The organism is Kluyvera intermedia (assembly GCF_034424175.1).
GTDB classification, from domain to species: Bacteria; Pseudomonadota; Gammaproteobacteria; order Enterobacterales; family Enterobacteriaceae; genus Kluyvera; species Kluyvera intermedia.
In genome coordinates, this window is sequence record NZ_CP139986.1 from 293,354 (window position 1) to 308,296 (window position 14,943).

The window sequence follows — 14,943 nt, forward strand, 5'->3', positions numbered from 1 at the left end:
CACCTTTGCTCCCAAAATTCAACTCTAGATAAGTTATCACCTTGCTTAATATAGTACAAAAATTGACCTAAACTTCGGGTGGATGTGATATGTACTTCAGTTGATGCGTTCCATGCCTCTTGGTGGGAAGAGTTGTCGGTGGGAATTGCGGTGTAGGTTTACGATAGCCAGCAAAGGCTAAACAGTGTTGCCAGACAGCTCAACGAGAGGCCGAGAAAAACGCTAGACTATGAATCACCCGCAGAGCGGTTCAATCAATGTGTTGCGTCCATCAGTTGAACTCACAGCCGATAACGGACATAGTAAGTACAACTGAGGTGATAATAAACTGGAGTAGGTCGGTGGCAATCGACGTGATATCCAGGCAGGGTTGGTTTTTTTGAGGTTTGAACCGCAATGAGCTATTTGCGCTCAATAAAGTAATCAAATGATTACCTTGAAATTAAACTTTTAGCTGGGGCTTCCAGTCCCCTTTTTCATAAAAGAGTGGACAAAGATAGTTTCTCACACTAACCTACCTACTAGTTGATTGGTTGTCGGTAACGATAACTACACTCTTTCTTAATAAATCCCTGGAGCCATTATGTCTACTACCGTTAAACCTTCTGCAGCCGCAAATGCTATCCGCAATACCCGTGAAGCCGTTCGCCTTCAGCCTGGCCTGGGTAATCTGACTTTCCAGATGAAAGCCCGTTCCAACGGCGGGTTAACCGTTCGCACGGAAACCGGCGCCACTATTCAGAACGGTATTGTTGATGACAGCCGTGTGGGTAAATTCTCCAATATCGGGGATGAACCTGCAGGTTTACTGGGTACCGATACCGGTATGAGCCCGACCGAATACATTATGCAGGCGCTGGCGGGTTGTTATACCGCAACCCTGACTATGATGGCTGCTGAAAAAGGTATTGACCTCGAAGGCATTGAGTTGGATCTGAATTTTGATATTGACCTCAATGGCTTCCTGGGTCTCAACAGCAGTGTGCGTAAAGGTGCTAAAGCCATTCGCGTTGATGTTCACCTGACGAGCAAGACCGCAAGTCGCGAGGAATTAGAAGCGCTGGTCAGCGAAATGAAAAATACTTCCCCTATCCATGACACGCTGGCTAACCCTGTAGAAATGATTACACGCTTAGTGTGAATGATTGATTTGATGTCAAAAACGTAACGATGCCATCCCGAAAAGCAGGATGGCCGTTACCCTCAGGACAGAACAATAATTAGTCAGTGATACACCTTGCTACCCCAAAAATGCAGGAATATAATCTACCAACTAGTAGATTATATGGAGCAATTATGACAACCATGACGCGGGAAAGGCTGCTCAGTGAGGCCGAATATCTGATGCGCGAAAAAGGCTATTCGGCATTCAGTTATGCTGATTTGTCTAAAATTGTCGGCATTACCAAGGCCAGCATTCATCACCATTTTCCGACCAAAGATATTCTGGGCGAAGAAGTGGTGATTCAGGCATTGGCGGATACTCAACGCATGTTTGAACAGATTGAGGCCTCAGAAAAAACAGCCGCGCAAAGAATAGCTGCTTATGTTGACCTTTTTGCCCAGAGTCATCGCGCATCATTGTTACCGCTGTGCTGTGCATTGTCAGCTGAGACAGCCAATCTGCCCAGCAATATCACTGACCAGACGTCGCGCTATTTCGATATGCAGATTGAGTGGCTGATGAGCGTTGTTTCACGTGGAATTGCTGCCGGTGAGATTGCGCCGCAAGGTGAAGCCTCTGACCTGGCTTTGATGATCATTAACCTTTGCGAAGGTGCAAGCGTCGTGGCCCGTGCTACGGCGAGGCCAGAAGTTTTTAGTAGCAGCCTCAAATACATAAAGCTGCTCCTTAATACCCGTTAATCCGGAGATTGACAAAATGTTAGACTGGAACAATTACCGCACAGATTTAATGCAACGCCTGGGTGAACTCGGCAAGCTAACCCCGGATACCATGAAAGGCGTGGTTGCTCTGGGAAATGCAGGCAACAAAACAGATCTTCTGGGTGCTAAAGTTCGCGAACTTATTGCACTGGCGTGCGCAGTTACCACGCGCTGTGACGGTTGTATTGCCTTCCACGCTGACGCTGCCGTTAAAGCCGGCGCAACGGATGCGGAAATCGCCGAAGCACTGGGCGTTGCGATCAACCTTAATGCGGGCGCGGCTGTCATTTATTCAGCACGTACCCTGGATGCAGTAAGCCAGGCTCGCGGTTAAGCGTTAAATATTTCCTCTTTAAAAGGGCATTATTGCCCTTTTTTAATGTCCGCAATTGCCTGCGCATATACCGCAGGCGATTTCACACCCGGTATGCGTTTTACCAGTTGTCCTTCATGAAATATCAGTACCGACGGTAGTCCCCATATTTCATATTTGGTCGTCAACACCGGCGCCTGATCGACATTGACCTTTCCTGTCTGGATATCATCATCGAGCCGTTCTACAAACAGACTGAACATCTCTTCGCTTGCCTGGCAGGGCGGACACCACGGAGCAGAAAAACGCACGACTGATATCCCCTCGTACTGTTCTATCTGCCGGAAATTATCTTCGTTATAAGATGTTAAGTTACGCATGTTGATGACCTCAATGAGTTCGCGGGCGTTTACGCAGGTGGCCGTTGCGTTAAACAAGTATCGTAATGGTTTTCGTTGACCTACCTACTAGATGGTTGGTATAGTGCCAGCCATCAGATGTTTACGCAACTGCAATCCGACGATGTTCAGTCGGTGAGTCTGCCGGACGTTGTCATTCCCCTGTGGGGATAAACCATTTTTGTCTTTGTGAGGTACACGATGAGTAAGCTGTTCACCCCCTACAACCTGTCTGGCATGACATTAAAAAATCGTGTGATCATGGCGCCGATGACGCGCACCCGCACCATGAATGACGTACCGGACGAGGTCGTGGCTTTGTATTATGCACAGCGTGCTTCCGCTGGTCTGCTCATCACCGAAGGTATGCCTGTTTCAGAAGAAGGCCGTGGCTATCTCTATACTCCGGGCATTTACAATGACGCACACGTTCAGGGCTGGCGTAAGGTGACGAAAGCGGTTCATGCCAAAGGTGGCCGTATTTTCGCCCAACTCTGGCACGTCGGCCGTATGTCTCACACCACTCTTCAGCCGGGCCACATTGCACCGGTTTCAGCGGGCACCGTTCAGGCGGTCAATACCACTGTTTTTGCGCTGACCGAATCCGGCGAGCCGGGCCCGGTTGTGCCAAGCCAGCCACGCGCACTGGAAACCCATGAAGTGAAACGCATCACCGCCGACTTTGTACATTCCGCGCGTCTGGCAATGGAAGCCGGTTTTGACGGCGTGGAAATCATGGCGGCGAACGGGTTCATCTTTGACCAGTTCCTCAGCAGCGAATTAAACACCCGCACCGATGAATACGGCGGCTCCGTGGAAAACCGTCAGCGCTTCCTGCTGGAAACTATTGATGCCGTGGCTGACGCGGTGGGTAACAGCCACGTTGCCGTGCGCCTTTCTCCCTTCGGCCGTATTTATGACCTCGCGCCGTATGAGGGGGAAGAGGAAACCTGGGAAGCCATCACTGACGCTCTCGGTCAGCGCGAACTTGCCTATGTGCACCTTTACTATCAGCCGGTGTACACCAAAGCCCCGCTGCCGGAAGAATTCCGCCGCCGTTTCCGCAACTCTTTTAAAGGCACCATTATCGCTGCAGGTGGTTTCACTCGCGATATCGCCGAACAGGCACTTGAAGCCGATGAGCTGGATTTAGTGGCGTTTGGCGTCCCTTACATCGCCAACCCTGATCTGGTCGAAAGAATGCAAAACGGCTGGCCGCTGGCAGAAAGTGACCGTACCACGTACTACGGCGTCAGTGGTTCTCCGGAAAAAGGCTATACCGATTATCCGGTCTGGCAGGCTGAATAAATCCAGTGCAGGCGCCGTTCTTCAGGAAGTTAACGCGTCTGTCCCACAATCTTTGAGGAGTCATCATGAAAACGCTTAAACCTACTCTCACCATTGATATCTGGTCAGATTTAGTCTGCCCGTGGTGCTGGATTGCTAAAAAACGATTTGAACAGGGGCTGAACAGTTTTGAGTTTCACGATCAGGTGGTGATCCGTCATCACAGCTACCGTCTGGCTGGCGGTAGCTCAACAATGCCTTTCAGAGAGGCCATCGTGAAAAAGCTGGGTAGCCAGCATTCGGCAGAACTGATGATGAATCAGGTGGAGACCGCCGGTAAATCTGAAGGCCTCACCTACAACTTCGACACCATGATGTTTGGTGATACCGAAGATGCTCACACCCTTCTGACTGCCGCGCGTAAAGCTGGAATAGCGGATGCCGTCGAAGAACGCTTTTACCGCGGCAGTATCACTGAGGGTCGCTCTCTCTTCGACCGTAATGAACTGGTTGCACTGGCCGTTGAAGCGGGCATGGCAAAAATCGACGCTGAAGCCGCTCTTGAAAACGACGATTTCCGTGCTTCCGTTGCCGGAGATGAAGCTCATGCACGCTCCATCGGCGTCAGCGGTGTCCCGGTCTTTGTGATGAACGAAAAATACGCTATCAGCGGTGCTCAGAGCGCAGATAACTTTTTGAACGCCCTGCGTCAGGTATGGGATGAGCAGCAAACTGAGTTTTCAGCCACTGCGGGTCAGACCTGCGGAACCGAAGGCTGCAGCATTTAGCCCGTCAACCGTCGGCACTGACCGTGCCGTCAACTTCTTACCTGTAAATAGAGGAGTATGAAAATGAGTGAATTTTTTAAAGGTAAAAAACTACTCGTCGTCGGCGGCACCAGTGGCATGGGACTGGCTGTCGCACGCATGGTGCTCGAAGCAGGCGGTAGTGTTGTTCTGACCGGCAATAAAAAAGACAAAGCGGAAGCCGTGCAAAAAGAGCTGAGCCCACTGGGCCCGGTTGCGGTTATTGCGGCAAACCTGATGACCGAAGAGGGCATGGAAACCATTCGTCAGGAAATCAACACCAACCACCGAGATATCAGCCTGATGGTCAATGCTGCCGGGATTTTCATTCCCAAAGATTTCACCGAGCACAGCTTTGCCGATTACGACATGTATCTTTCGCTTAACCGCGCCACGTTCTTCATAACGCAGGACGTCGTAAAGAACATGCTGGCGGCGAAGCTGGAAGGATCTATCGTCAACGTCGGGTCGATTGGCGCACAGGCTGCGCTGGGTGACTCGCCGTCTTCTGCCTATTCCATGGCAAAAGCGGGTCTGCATGCCCTGACGCGTAATCTGGCGATAGAGCTGGCCAGTGCCGGGATTCGAGTGAATGCCGTATCACCGGGAATCGTGCATACGCCAATTTATGAAGGGTTCATGGATAAAGCCGACATCGCCGATGCGATGAAGTCTCTGAACGACTTCCATCCGTTGGGGCGTGTCGGGACAGCGGAGGATGTAGCCAATACCATGCTGTTCCTGCTGTCTGATAAAGCATCATGGGTCACCGGAGCTATCTGGGACGTCGATGCCGGCATCATGGCCGTCAGACGCTAATCAAAGCACGTTCAAATGAGCCGCCCCTCACCGGGCGGCATTTTTTTGCAGGCCTGACGCTGGATCCCCCGCGCCTGACTATCGCATCGGAAAATCACAATATCCGCCAGACCGCTACTTCCACCAACCGTCGAGGGTCAGACTGTCGGTTTCTTTTCCTGAGTCACCATCACTATACCAACCAGTACGGCGAGGGCTGAAAATACCATTCTGGAAGTCAACGATTCACCGAGAAACACGACCCCTCCCAGCATGGCAAGGCAAGGGACGCTGAGCTGAAGTGTGCTTGCCGTAATCGAGGCGAGGGAGGGTAAAAGGGTGTACCACAGCACGTAGGCTCCGGCTGATGCGACGGCTCCTGATAGCAATGACAGACTAATTCCCGCGGCATCGTAGTGACCCTCTTTTATAGACAGCACTGAAAGAATGAGCGCCATTGGAACGGCCATAACAAAGTTTGCCGCCGTGGATGCACCCGCGTTTTGTGTCTTCCTCCCCGTTATCGAATATGCAGCCCAGGCTAACCCGGCCACAATCATCAGAACCGCGCTAAAAATGGGGGGCGCTTTAGCTCCGGGTAACAAAAGTATGGCAATGCCCGCTAATGCGAGCATAAGACCGCTTGCTCGCAATACTGACAGTGACTCTCCCTTAAATAATCCGTACATCACCATCGCAAACTGCACGGCACCAAAAAGTAACAACGCCCCGGCGCCCGTATCGAGGTGGATGTAGGCGACTGAAAAGAGAACCGCATACACCATCAGATAGAACCCACTTAATGGACGCCATACGGACAGGGAGGTGCGGGTGTGAAGAAACAGAAAAGGCAGCAGAACCAACGCACCGCTAAGCAAGCGTAAGCTGCTGAAGGAAAAAGGGTCAATATGTCCACCCTTGAGTGCCAACCGGCAAAGAATAGAGTTTGCCGCGAAAGCCAACATGGCCAGACATACTTTCAGGGCGAGTGCAGTTTTAGCCATTCAGTGAATCCTCAGGAAAAAATTTAGCTACCAATTAGTTGGTAGTTTACATTGGATTTTGAAAGATTAGAAAGCACAACTTTCGGTACTCGCATTCTCACGAGAACGTCTAACTTCAGACATCATCGTCGTGTGTTTCGGATGGCTAGAGTTAAATAACGTCATGTAAAATACGTTGCCGATAATATCATTTCATGGGTTGCATGTTATTTGTCAAAAAGAGGTTTCAGTCCAGATAAAATGAGTGGTTTAGCTGTGTACATCCTACATTGTAGTTCCATCGACTTCTGGTGATTTAAGTCTATACAGATTGTCTTACGTCTGCTGATCGCTCACAGCTGACCTCCCGCACAGTTAGCTATTCCGCTTAGTGCCAGGAGCGGACACCCAGATAAAAAAGCATATTAACGTTGAATGATTTCCTGGATGGCATTGGCTGATTAGGTCTTTACTCGACCGCATGACATATTGGCCCAATTTCATTGATTCCTGGCGTGCAGCCCACTCACTGACTACTCATCACTCTCCCTATAATGGCAACGTCAGCAGGCCATTAGCTCATCTTTCTCATGAAAAATCGCCTTGTTCAAACCTGATCGCCATCCTGACCCAGCATCTTTCTGAGTGACGCAACCTTAACTCAGTCAGTAATAGTCACTGAGACTGAAATTGTATTGATGCTTAATTTCGTGTCTTTCGGAGCTTCAAAAAAATGAGGAATATGCATCGACAGGTCCTGATACTTGCAGGTTCTCAGGCCATCTTTCAATCCATAGCGGTACTGATAATGACTATCGGTGGGCTTGCAGGTGCGCTTCTTGCCCCCGGCCCCGCGCTGAGCACCGTACCGCTCGCAATGGCAAGTCTTGGCACTGTGTTAGTGATGTTTCCTGCATCGTTATGGATGAGCCGGATAGGCAGGAAAACCGGCTTTATAACCGGTGCTCTGAGCGGAATTATGTCGGCTATTATTTCCATGGCGGCAATGATCCAATATTCCTTCATTCTGCTGTGTATTGGTATGTTCTTTCTGGGGATTTATCAGGCGTTCGCTCAGTTTTATCGCTTTGCCGCCGGTGAAGTCGTTCTCCCGGCATTCCGGACTAAAGCTATTTCGCTGGTATTGGCTGGAGGTGTCGTTGCCGCTCTGCTTGGCCCGTTTCTGGCAAGCTTCGGAAGCGCATTTTTTAGCGTTTCCTATGCAGGGTCATTCCTCTTTATGGGAATAATGGCTTCGGTGGGTCTGTTGCTATTATCACGTTTACAGATACCGGTTCAGTCAATGGAAGCTTCTGAACACGTTATCGCGAGGTCATGGAAAAAAGTCGTTTTTCAGCCCGCTTATCTTGTTGCCCTTTTTTCCGGCGCGTCAGGATTTGGAATTATGGTACTGGGCCTGACCGCGACACCTATCGCGATGAAGCACTACGATTTTGACTTGCCTCAAATTGCTACCGTGATACAGCTCCACATACTGGGCCGGTTTGTACCGTCATTCTTCACCGGAAAACTGATCGACCGATTTGGCGTCATTAACATTATGCTGGCGGGCATTCTTCTCATGCTTGCTTACCTTGCTCTGGCGTTTTCAGGCGTCACCTGGGGAGTGTTTACGGGTGCATTAATATTGATGGGAATCGGTTGGAACTTTCTCTATGTCGGCGGAACCAGCTTATTGGCAACAACTTACACTACAGAGGAAAAGGGGGTTGCGCAGGCGACCAATGACATGAGCGTCTTTATCTTCAGCCTGATTTGTTCGCTGGGTGCCGGCCCACTGCTAAATGCTTATGGCTGGAAAACCATGCACCTCCTTTTAGTACCCTGGGTCCTGTTTCTTATGGTGCCGCTACTGTGGCTCGCTGTGCGTAAAAAACGTCAGGATAACGCTGAGAATGAGGTCACTTTACCACTGCAGTAAATTGACTCTGTGAACCTTCCAACCAATAAACCCCAAGGACTCAACATGAAAAATGCTCTGATTGTTATTGATATTCAGAATGATTATTTCCCGGGCGGAGCCTTTCCGCTTGAGGAGCCTGAGCTAGCCTGTAAAGCTGCAATGACTGCGATTGAAAAAGCGCGCAAAGAAGGTTGGCTTATCGTCGGCATCCAGCATATTGCAACGCCCGAAGCTCCTTTCTTCAAACCTGACAGTAAAGGCGCGAACATTCATCCGGATGTTGTTGCTGCACTGGGAAATGCACCCGTGATTATCAAGAAAGAGGCAGACAGCTTCTTCGAAACCAGCCTTGAGCAGTTGCTACGTGAGAATGGCATCACTGATATCTATCTTACCGGCATGATGACGCAGCACTGTGTCACACATACTGCGCTTTCCCCGCAAGCTCAGGGCATGAAGATGCATATCATTGCGCAAGCATGCGCTGCACCCACCAAAGCTCTGAGCGATCTTGCCCTGTTCGGACTGAGTGCACGCTGCAATGTGAGTTAACCAACTGATTTTGTTAAGTACAGGCCTATCCAGGGGATGTGTTTTTTCAGATAACACATCCCTTTTTTATTTCATTTGAACCGTCATTGGGTTGTAACGGAATACCACTAAACCCTGCGCATTACGATTGACCTGATTTCATCGGTTAATGACCAGAGAGCATGTCACGACCTCTCCCTTCCTCATTTTATAGTAAGCCCACTCGCATCCCCCCGGCAGCACAACAGCCAATACGGTGGGTGAATAAATCTGATTAATGACTGGAGCAATAAATGAAATTAACGCAAATCCGCAACGCCACGCTGGTACTGGAATATGCCGGTAAAAAATTCCTTATCGATCCTATGCTGGCCGAAAAAGAAGCCTGGGACGGCTTTGCTGGAAGTGCACGCCCACATCTGCGTAATCCAATGGTGGCCTTGCCTGTGGCCGTTAAGGATTTACTGACGGTTGATGCCGTTATCCTGACTCACACCCATACCGATCACTGGGATGAGGCTGCCCAGCAGGCTATTCCCAAAGACATGCTTATCTACACGCAGGATGAAAAAGATGCGGCACTTCTCCGCTCTCAGGGCTTTCTCAACATTCGCGTTCTGAAAGAGGAAAATCATTTCGTAGACGGCATGACTATTTACAAAACCGACGGCCAGCATGGCAGCAACGAATTGTACGCTGATGCCCAGTGGGGTGAGCTACTCGGTGATGCATGTGGGCTGGTCTTCACTCACCATGATGAAAAAACGTTGTATATCGCGGGTGATACTGTCTGGGTTAAGCCTTACGCAAAAAACCTGCAACGTTTCAAACCGGAGATTGTGGTGCTGAACACCGGTTATGCGGTAAATGACCTTTACGGTCCGATTATCATGGGCAAAGAGGACACACTGCGCACACTGAAAATGTTGCCCAATGCCACCGTCGTGGCGTCTCATATGGAATCGATTAATCATTGCCTTCTTACCCGTGCGGAACTTCGCGAGTTCACGCTTGAACATGGTATTGAAGATAAGGTTCTGATTCCCGCAGACGGCGAGACAATGGCTTTCTGACAGGCCATCCCACCTGACCTGATGAGGAATGCCATTACTACTGGTCACCTGTTATTGTTTGGTCAGTTAAAATAAGCGTTTTAGCCGCCGGTAAGCCGGTGGCTATCATTTACGGTAAGGTTAACGTTATGTCTGCACTGACGGTCGCCGTGATTGCCACGGCCGGATTTAGCCCATTTCACTTTTCAGTCCCTTGTATTATTTTCGGGCAGTCTATGCCGCAACCGGATTTATTCTGCGTCGAAATCTGCGCTGAAAACCCTGGCGTTGTTATGTCTGATATGGGCCTGTCCATCAACGTGGAGCATGGACTTGAGCTGCTGGACACCGCAGACATTATTATCGTGCCTTACTGGAATCATCCGGAAGAAAAACCATCTCAGGCCCTGCTGGATGGGTTAATAAAAGCATGGCAGCGTGGTGCAGAAGTGGTGGGACTTTGTCTCGGTGCTTACGTACTTGCCTATTCCGGCTTACTGGATGGGCACCGTGCTGCCACACACTGGGAATACGAACAGGACTTTATTGAACGATTTCCTGCTGTCCATCTGGACAGCAACTCGCTGTATACCAGTGATGAACGTCTGATTACCTCAGCGGGCACCGCCGCCGGTATTGATTGCTGCCTGAATATTATCCGTGACCATTACGGTTCTGCTATAGCTAACCGGGTGGCAAGAAGAATGGTTGTTCCACCTTACCGGGAAGGTGGCCAGGCCCAGTTTATTGAACGCCCGGTCCCGGTATCGACCCGGGATAGCAAAATGAATGAACTGATAGAGTATCTGCGCCGTAACCTGGACAAGCCTCATGATCTCGACTCACTTGCCGGGTTTGTCAGCATGAGTCGACGAACGTTAACGCGTCATTTTTTCAGGGCAACCGGAACGACGCTTGGCGATTGGCTGAACGCGGAACGCCTTCAGAGAAGTCAGGAGTTACTGGAAACGACAAACATTAGTATTGAACGTGTATCCGAAATGGTGGGTTTTCAGTCGCCAGTCTCATTTCGTCAGAGCTTCAAAGCGAGATTCAGCGTCAGTCCAAGCGAATGGCGTAGAGCTTTTCGAGGGCCTGCGCCTGTTGATGTCGACGTGAAGTGAGAGCCAACCCCTACCAGTTTAAATCCTCTTAGCTAGAAGGTTTGTATCACGTCCGTTCCTCGCTCATAACCGCCTGATGCTATGCGGGGGATTTAGTGTCAGAATTGGATATTGCTATTCTCATGATATGTTCGTTGACGGAGAACACTTTGAACCAGAGCAAAGATGGATACCCACAGGGCCCATTAGTACGAGCTGTGTGGGACTGCTGTGATGAGCTTTATCAGAAACTAGGTCGAGCACCCTCGCGACAGGAATTCAATGATGAAATTGGCAAACGCGAACCTCATCGCATAGGTATTAGCACCCATTCCCGCCAGTGGGGAGAATGGATGCGTCATCATAATCTCTCAACGTATGTTGTTGATGTGCCAGGTATAATTCCTGAAGAAATGCATTATCCGCAATATCTCCGCGTATGGTATGCCGTGACACAACTAAATTCCGCTTCTGCTAAAAATATTGTTCAGTGGATCCGTAACAGCAACGCCCCCCTGAAAGAGAGCGAGATTCGTATTCAACTGGATGCATTAACCGTTAATAGCAACTCCCGATATCGATATCTTGGTAGCCGAAAAAGCGCCCGGACTGACCTGGGTAGCCCATACGACTTGTTATTTCGTAGCGGAAACCTACGAAATACACGGTATGAACAGTATGTGCAGGAGCTGCACGGCATATGGGACATTGGCGATGATGGTAGGACGCCAATTCAGATTGCCGCCCCAAGGCCAGGCGATCGGATGGTAGTTGAAGCGAGAGATGAATTATTCAATGAATTGCCTGACGATGAAGGTGACTTTCGCCTCAAAGCACTACGTGAGGTCATTATTCGAGAAGGGCAACCAGTATTTAGACGAAAGCTCATTGAAGCTTATGAGGGTAAATGCGCAGTAACGGGCTGTTCAATCCAAGTGTTGCTTGAAGCTGCACATATCACCCCCTACGCAGGAGCTTGGCATACCCGTGCTCAGCATGGCCTGTTACTGAAAACAGATATCCATACTCTATTTGACCGTGGTTTGCTCTGGATTGATACCGAGTTGAAAATAAGGATATCAGAACAGTTGGCCGGGACAGAATATGCAGAGTTAGATGGCCGATATCTCAGGTTACCTAAAGATAAGCAAAACTGGCCGTTAACAACTCATCTGATAAATCATCGGCAATATTGGATTGAAAATCGTAATGATGTTGAAAGTGCTTAACGCTACTACTGTCTGCATCTCGCTCAAAGCTGCCCGTCAATTTGGGTTTCTCTGTCCCAGTTTTTTTGGAAACGACCAAATAATTTGCAAACAGGTAGTCAAGTAAAATGAACTAGTGATCAATTGGATGCGAATATCTAAGATGCTTAAATAATATTCCGAAATAAGCCCTGTAAATAATCTAAGACTGATTTTTCTTCAACAAAGTAATCAATTCGGTTTGTTGCTCTTCTGTCATGTTAGCGATCAGACGAGCTAGCTCCGCTGTCGTTTCGTTCTCACAAAAGAAGTAGTTAATCGGTACCCCAAGCTCATCAGCCATACGTTTGAGAGTATCAATGTCAGGAGTATGTCTCCCCTTCTCGTAATGATTCATGCGGCCGCTCGCTGAACTTGGCTCCATGCCAATTCGGATACCCAATTCTTTCTGAGTGATCCCGGCTTTCGTTCTGGCTGCTTTGAGCCTCTCAGGTATCGGGTTTGGGTGAGCCACGTAGTCATCATCATTGCCTTAGAGTGCTTAGATTGTCTAAGTTTCGTTGGTTTCTGTATACTTAGCAATTCTAAGTTTCCTGATTTGGATTTTTTGACAATGAAGTCTGCAGTGAAATTGCACCCGTATATTTATAATTTGTTGATAGAAAAAGATTTTGATGAGTTCGGTGCTATCCATCTCAGGGACGCTTTGCTGAAAACTACAGATGACTATGCTGATGTGACAGAAGCCAGAAAATTCATTCGCCGACAACTTCTTCGGTTAGAGGCATTAGGATTCATACATAAAATTGAAAATAGTGGTAAGCATTCGAAGAACTTGTACAAGAAAACGGACAGCTTTTATTCAACTACTTTCATACCAAGAAAATTGCCGAAAAACTCACGCCTTATAGTTGTGCCTGAAGAAGTGAAACCTTCAGTTTCGGATGTCGATCTTTTCTTAGTAGACCTGAGGAAAGAAAAAATTGTCCATGAGGCCAAACTTGCCGTCATTCTTAGTGAAATTGAAGAGTACCAGTCCCTGATGGTGCGTTTCCCTAACAGAAAGGGATGCTTTATGGGTCTCTATCAGCAGGCAAAAAATCAGTCCGCAGTTTTGCTTGGCAGGGTTACTGCATTATCAAATGTGCTTGGGCAGCATAACGATGAGCATCGTATATGTTAAGGGAATGGCAGAAACAATGCGCTGACGCAGCGATAGAAAAATACAAATCGGGATCACCTCACTTCCTATGTCTTGCCAGCCCTGGTGCTGGGAAAACTATGATGGCTGCTGAAGTTGCCAGGAGAATGCTGGAGCTTAATCTGGTAGATCTCATCATATTCTTCGCACCTTCATCTGCCGTGGTTTCATCCGTTGAAAGTACGTTCTCTAATATTCTTGAAAGGAACTTCAATGGCGGCCTTGGGGCAGTTGGCGCAGCGTATACTTATCACAGCCTGATGTATTTCGATAAGACCTTCTGGGATTCTTTGCAGAGACATCGTGTGTTGGTCATTTTCGACGAAATTCACCATTGTTCGGGGGATTCTTTGGATAATGCCAACATGTGGGGTGGCGAAATTCTTACTCAAGTTCAACTCTGTGCCAGTTACACCATGGCACTAACAGGAACCCCATGGAGAACAGATAATACGCCTATAGTACTTTCCAAATACACTGATCCGGATGGCGAGATCTGTTGTGATTATGTATATGGCTTACAACAAGCTATTGTCGACAATGTTTGTCGTAAGCCTAAAATTGTACTGATAAATAGTAATAATTTAGTTTTTTCTTCAGATGAAGTAGTAAAAAATTTTAGTTCCATCTCAGATTTGTTGAGTGAAACCATTACTTCTTACCAATCTATAATTTGGCATCCAGATGCAATGAAGTATGTGCTCAAAGCTGGGTGTGAAAAACTTCGTGAAATACGAAAAGTTAATTCCGATGCAGGCGGTTTGATTGTTGCTTCTTCAGTTGAGCATGCATACCAGCTACTGAGCATTTTAGAAAGCGAGTTTGCCCAAACGGCAACCATTGTGACGTACCATGATCGAGATGCTCTTTCTAAGATAGCGTATTACAGGCACTCGGCAACCCAATGGATTGTTAGTGTTGGCATGATTAGCGAAGGTACCGATATCCCCAGGCTTCAGGTCTGTTGCCACCTAAGTACTATCAAAACTGAACTTTATTTCAGACAAGTGTTGGGTAGGATCTTACGAGTGAACCAAAGCAAAAATCAGGAAGCTTGGTTATTCACACTGGCAACTGATGAACTGACTTTATTCTCCAATAGATTGGCTGAAGATTTACCGGAAGACTATAAAATTTTGCAGCAACAATCGGATGATTGGTCGTTTTCAGCTCATGGGTCTGTATCTCAAAATTTTATGCAAAGAAATAGTAAAAATAAAGTTGGAGAGGTAGATATCAAAATGGATTTCGGCGAAATGAATACTTCAGATTTTGCTATTTCAGATAATTCAAAGCAGCTGAAAATGGGTTCACTATATCAACAAGTGATTGATGCGTTTTTATTCTCAACAGTGTAGTTTTTGGATCGATATAAAAGAATTCAACTATATCAAGATAGTTATTTGAAGATTAACAAGAATATGAAACATAAATAATAGCCATAAAAAAACT

At 48.0% G+C, this 14,943-nt stretch carries 16 protein-coding genes and 1 pseudogene; 14 read left to right on the forward strand and 3 right to left on the reverse strand.

All coding sequences use genetic code 11. The features are described 5' to 3' along the window. Window positions 1-165 precede the first annotated feature (165 nt). The 4 genes and pseudogenes from U0026_RS01330 to U0026_RS01345 all read left to right on the forward strand — a co-directional run. A pseudogene (locus tag U0026_RS01330) lies at window positions 166-279 on the forward strand (IS30 family transposase); the annotation flags it as partial. Window positions 280-583: 304 nt separating this feature from the next. Further along, window positions 584-1,141, forward strand: coding sequence for an OsmC family protein (locus tag U0026_RS01335; RefSeq protein WP_016246490.1), 558 nt, complete (start codon window positions 584-586; stop codon window positions 1,139-1,141). Window positions 1,142-1,296: 155 nt separating this feature from the next. After that, complete coding sequence (locus U0026_RS01340) at window positions 1,297-1,866, forward strand: TetR/AcrR family transcriptional regulator (protein ID WP_062778835.1); 570 nt, start codon at window positions 1,297-1,299, stop codon at window positions 1,864-1,866. 16 nt (window positions 1,867-1,882) lie between these two features. Continuing rightward, window positions 1,883-2,221, forward strand: a complete 339-nt coding sequence (locus U0026_RS01345; protein WP_016246488.1) for a carboxymuconolactone decarboxylase family protein — start codon at window positions 1,883-1,885, stop codon at window positions 2,219-2,221. A 29-nt stretch (window positions 2,222-2,250) separates the two neighbouring features. On the opposite strand, the gene U0026_RS01350 is transcribed toward U0026_RS01345, so the two are convergent. After that, window positions 2,251-2,580, reverse strand: a complete 330-nt coding sequence (locus U0026_RS01350) for a thioredoxin family protein (RefSeq protein WP_016246487.1) — start codon at window positions 2,578-2,580, stop codon at window positions 2,251-2,253. 219 nt (window positions 2,581-2,799) lie between these two features. Here U0026_RS01350 and U0026_RS01355 point away from each other — a divergent pair, with 219 nt between their 5' ends. From U0026_RS01355 to U0026_RS01365, 3 genes are all read left to right on the forward strand, one after another. Then, complete coding sequence (locus tag U0026_RS01355) at window positions 2,800-3,906, forward strand: alkene reductase (RefSeq protein ID WP_016246486.1); 1,107 nt, start codon at window positions 2,800-2,802, stop codon at window positions 3,904-3,906. A gap of 65 nt (window positions 3,907-3,971) precedes the next feature. Beyond that, window positions 3,972-4,673: a DsbA family oxidoreductase gene (locus tag U0026_RS01360; protein ID WP_062778837.1), complete on the forward strand. Its 702-nt coding sequence runs from the start codon at window positions 3,972-3,974 to the stop codon at window positions 4,671-4,673. 63 nt (window positions 4,674-4,736) lie between these two features. Beyond that, on the forward strand, window positions 4,737-5,510 hold the full coding sequence (locus tag U0026_RS01365; protein ID WP_016246484.1) for an SDR family NAD(P)-dependent oxidoreductase: 774 nt from the start codon (window positions 4,737-4,739) through the stop codon (window positions 5,508-5,510). Window positions 5,511-5,647: 137 nt separating this feature from the next. Here the strand turns inward: U0026_RS01365 and U0026_RS01370 are convergent, their stop codons facing one another. Further along, window positions 5,648-6,493: a DMT family transporter gene (locus U0026_RS01370; protein ID WP_062778838.1), complete on the reverse strand. Its 846-nt coding sequence runs from the start codon at window positions 6,491-6,493 to the stop codon at window positions 5,648-5,650. A 721-nt stretch (window positions 6,494-7,214) separates the two neighbouring features. On the opposite strand from U0026_RS01370, the gene U0026_RS01375 reads away from it, so the two are divergent. The 5 genes from U0026_RS01375 (at window position 7,215) to U0026_RS01395 (ending at window position 12,311) form a co-directional block, all read left to right on the forward strand. Next, complete coding sequence (locus tag U0026_RS01375; protein ID WP_126440954.1) at window positions 7,215-8,414, forward strand: MFS transporter; 1,200 nt, start codon at window positions 7,215-7,217, stop codon at window positions 8,412-8,414. 45 nt (window positions 8,415-8,459) lie between these two features. Next, entirely contained in the window at window positions 8,460-8,948 is a 489-nt protein-coding gene (locus tag U0026_RS01380; RefSeq protein ID WP_016246481.1) for a cysteine hydrolase family protein, read from the forward strand. Window positions 8,949-9,220: 272 nt separating this feature from the next. Continuing rightward, the gene (locus U0026_RS01385) at window positions 9,221-10,000 is read left to right on the forward strand and encodes an MBL fold metallo-hydrolase (RefSeq protein ID WP_016246480.1); all 780 of its coding nucleotides are present in this window, start codon (window positions 9,221-9,223) and stop codon (window positions 9,998-10,000) included. A gap of 128 nt (window positions 10,001-10,128) precedes the next feature. Next, a complete protein-coding gene (locus tag U0026_RS01390; RefSeq protein ID WP_034496757.1) occupies window positions 10,129-11,103 on the forward strand; it encodes a GlxA family transcriptional regulator in 975 nt (324 codons plus the stop codon). 95 nt (window positions 11,104-11,198) lie between these two features. Continuing rightward, a complete protein-coding gene (locus U0026_RS01395) occupies window positions 11,199-12,311 on the forward strand; it encodes an HNH endonuclease (RefSeq protein WP_255265585.1) in 1,113 nt (370 codons plus the stop codon). Between the two features lie 181 nt (window positions 12,312-12,492). On the opposite strand, the gene U0026_RS01400 is transcribed toward U0026_RS01395, so the two are convergent. Continuing rightward, on the reverse strand, window positions 12,493-12,804 hold the full coding sequence (locus U0026_RS01400) for a helix-turn-helix domain-containing protein (protein WP_062778840.1): 312 nt from the start codon (window positions 12,802-12,804) through the stop codon (window positions 12,493-12,495). A gap of 99 nt (window positions 12,805-12,903) precedes the next feature. Here U0026_RS01400 and U0026_RS01405 point away from each other — a divergent pair, with 99 nt between their 5' ends. Continuing rightward, window positions 12,904-13,473, forward strand: a complete 570-nt coding sequence (locus tag U0026_RS01405) for a hypothetical protein (protein WP_073971225.1) — start codon at window positions 12,904-12,906, stop codon at window positions 13,471-13,473. Continuing rightward, complete coding sequence (locus U0026_RS01410) at window positions 13,467-14,849, forward strand: DEAD/DEAH box helicase (protein WP_062778843.1); 1,383 nt, start codon at window positions 13,467-13,469, stop codon at window positions 14,847-14,849. The genes U0026_RS01405 and U0026_RS01410 overlap by 7 nt, the downstream gene beginning before the upstream one ends. The last annotated feature ends 94 nt before the right edge of the window (window positions 14,850-14,943 follow it).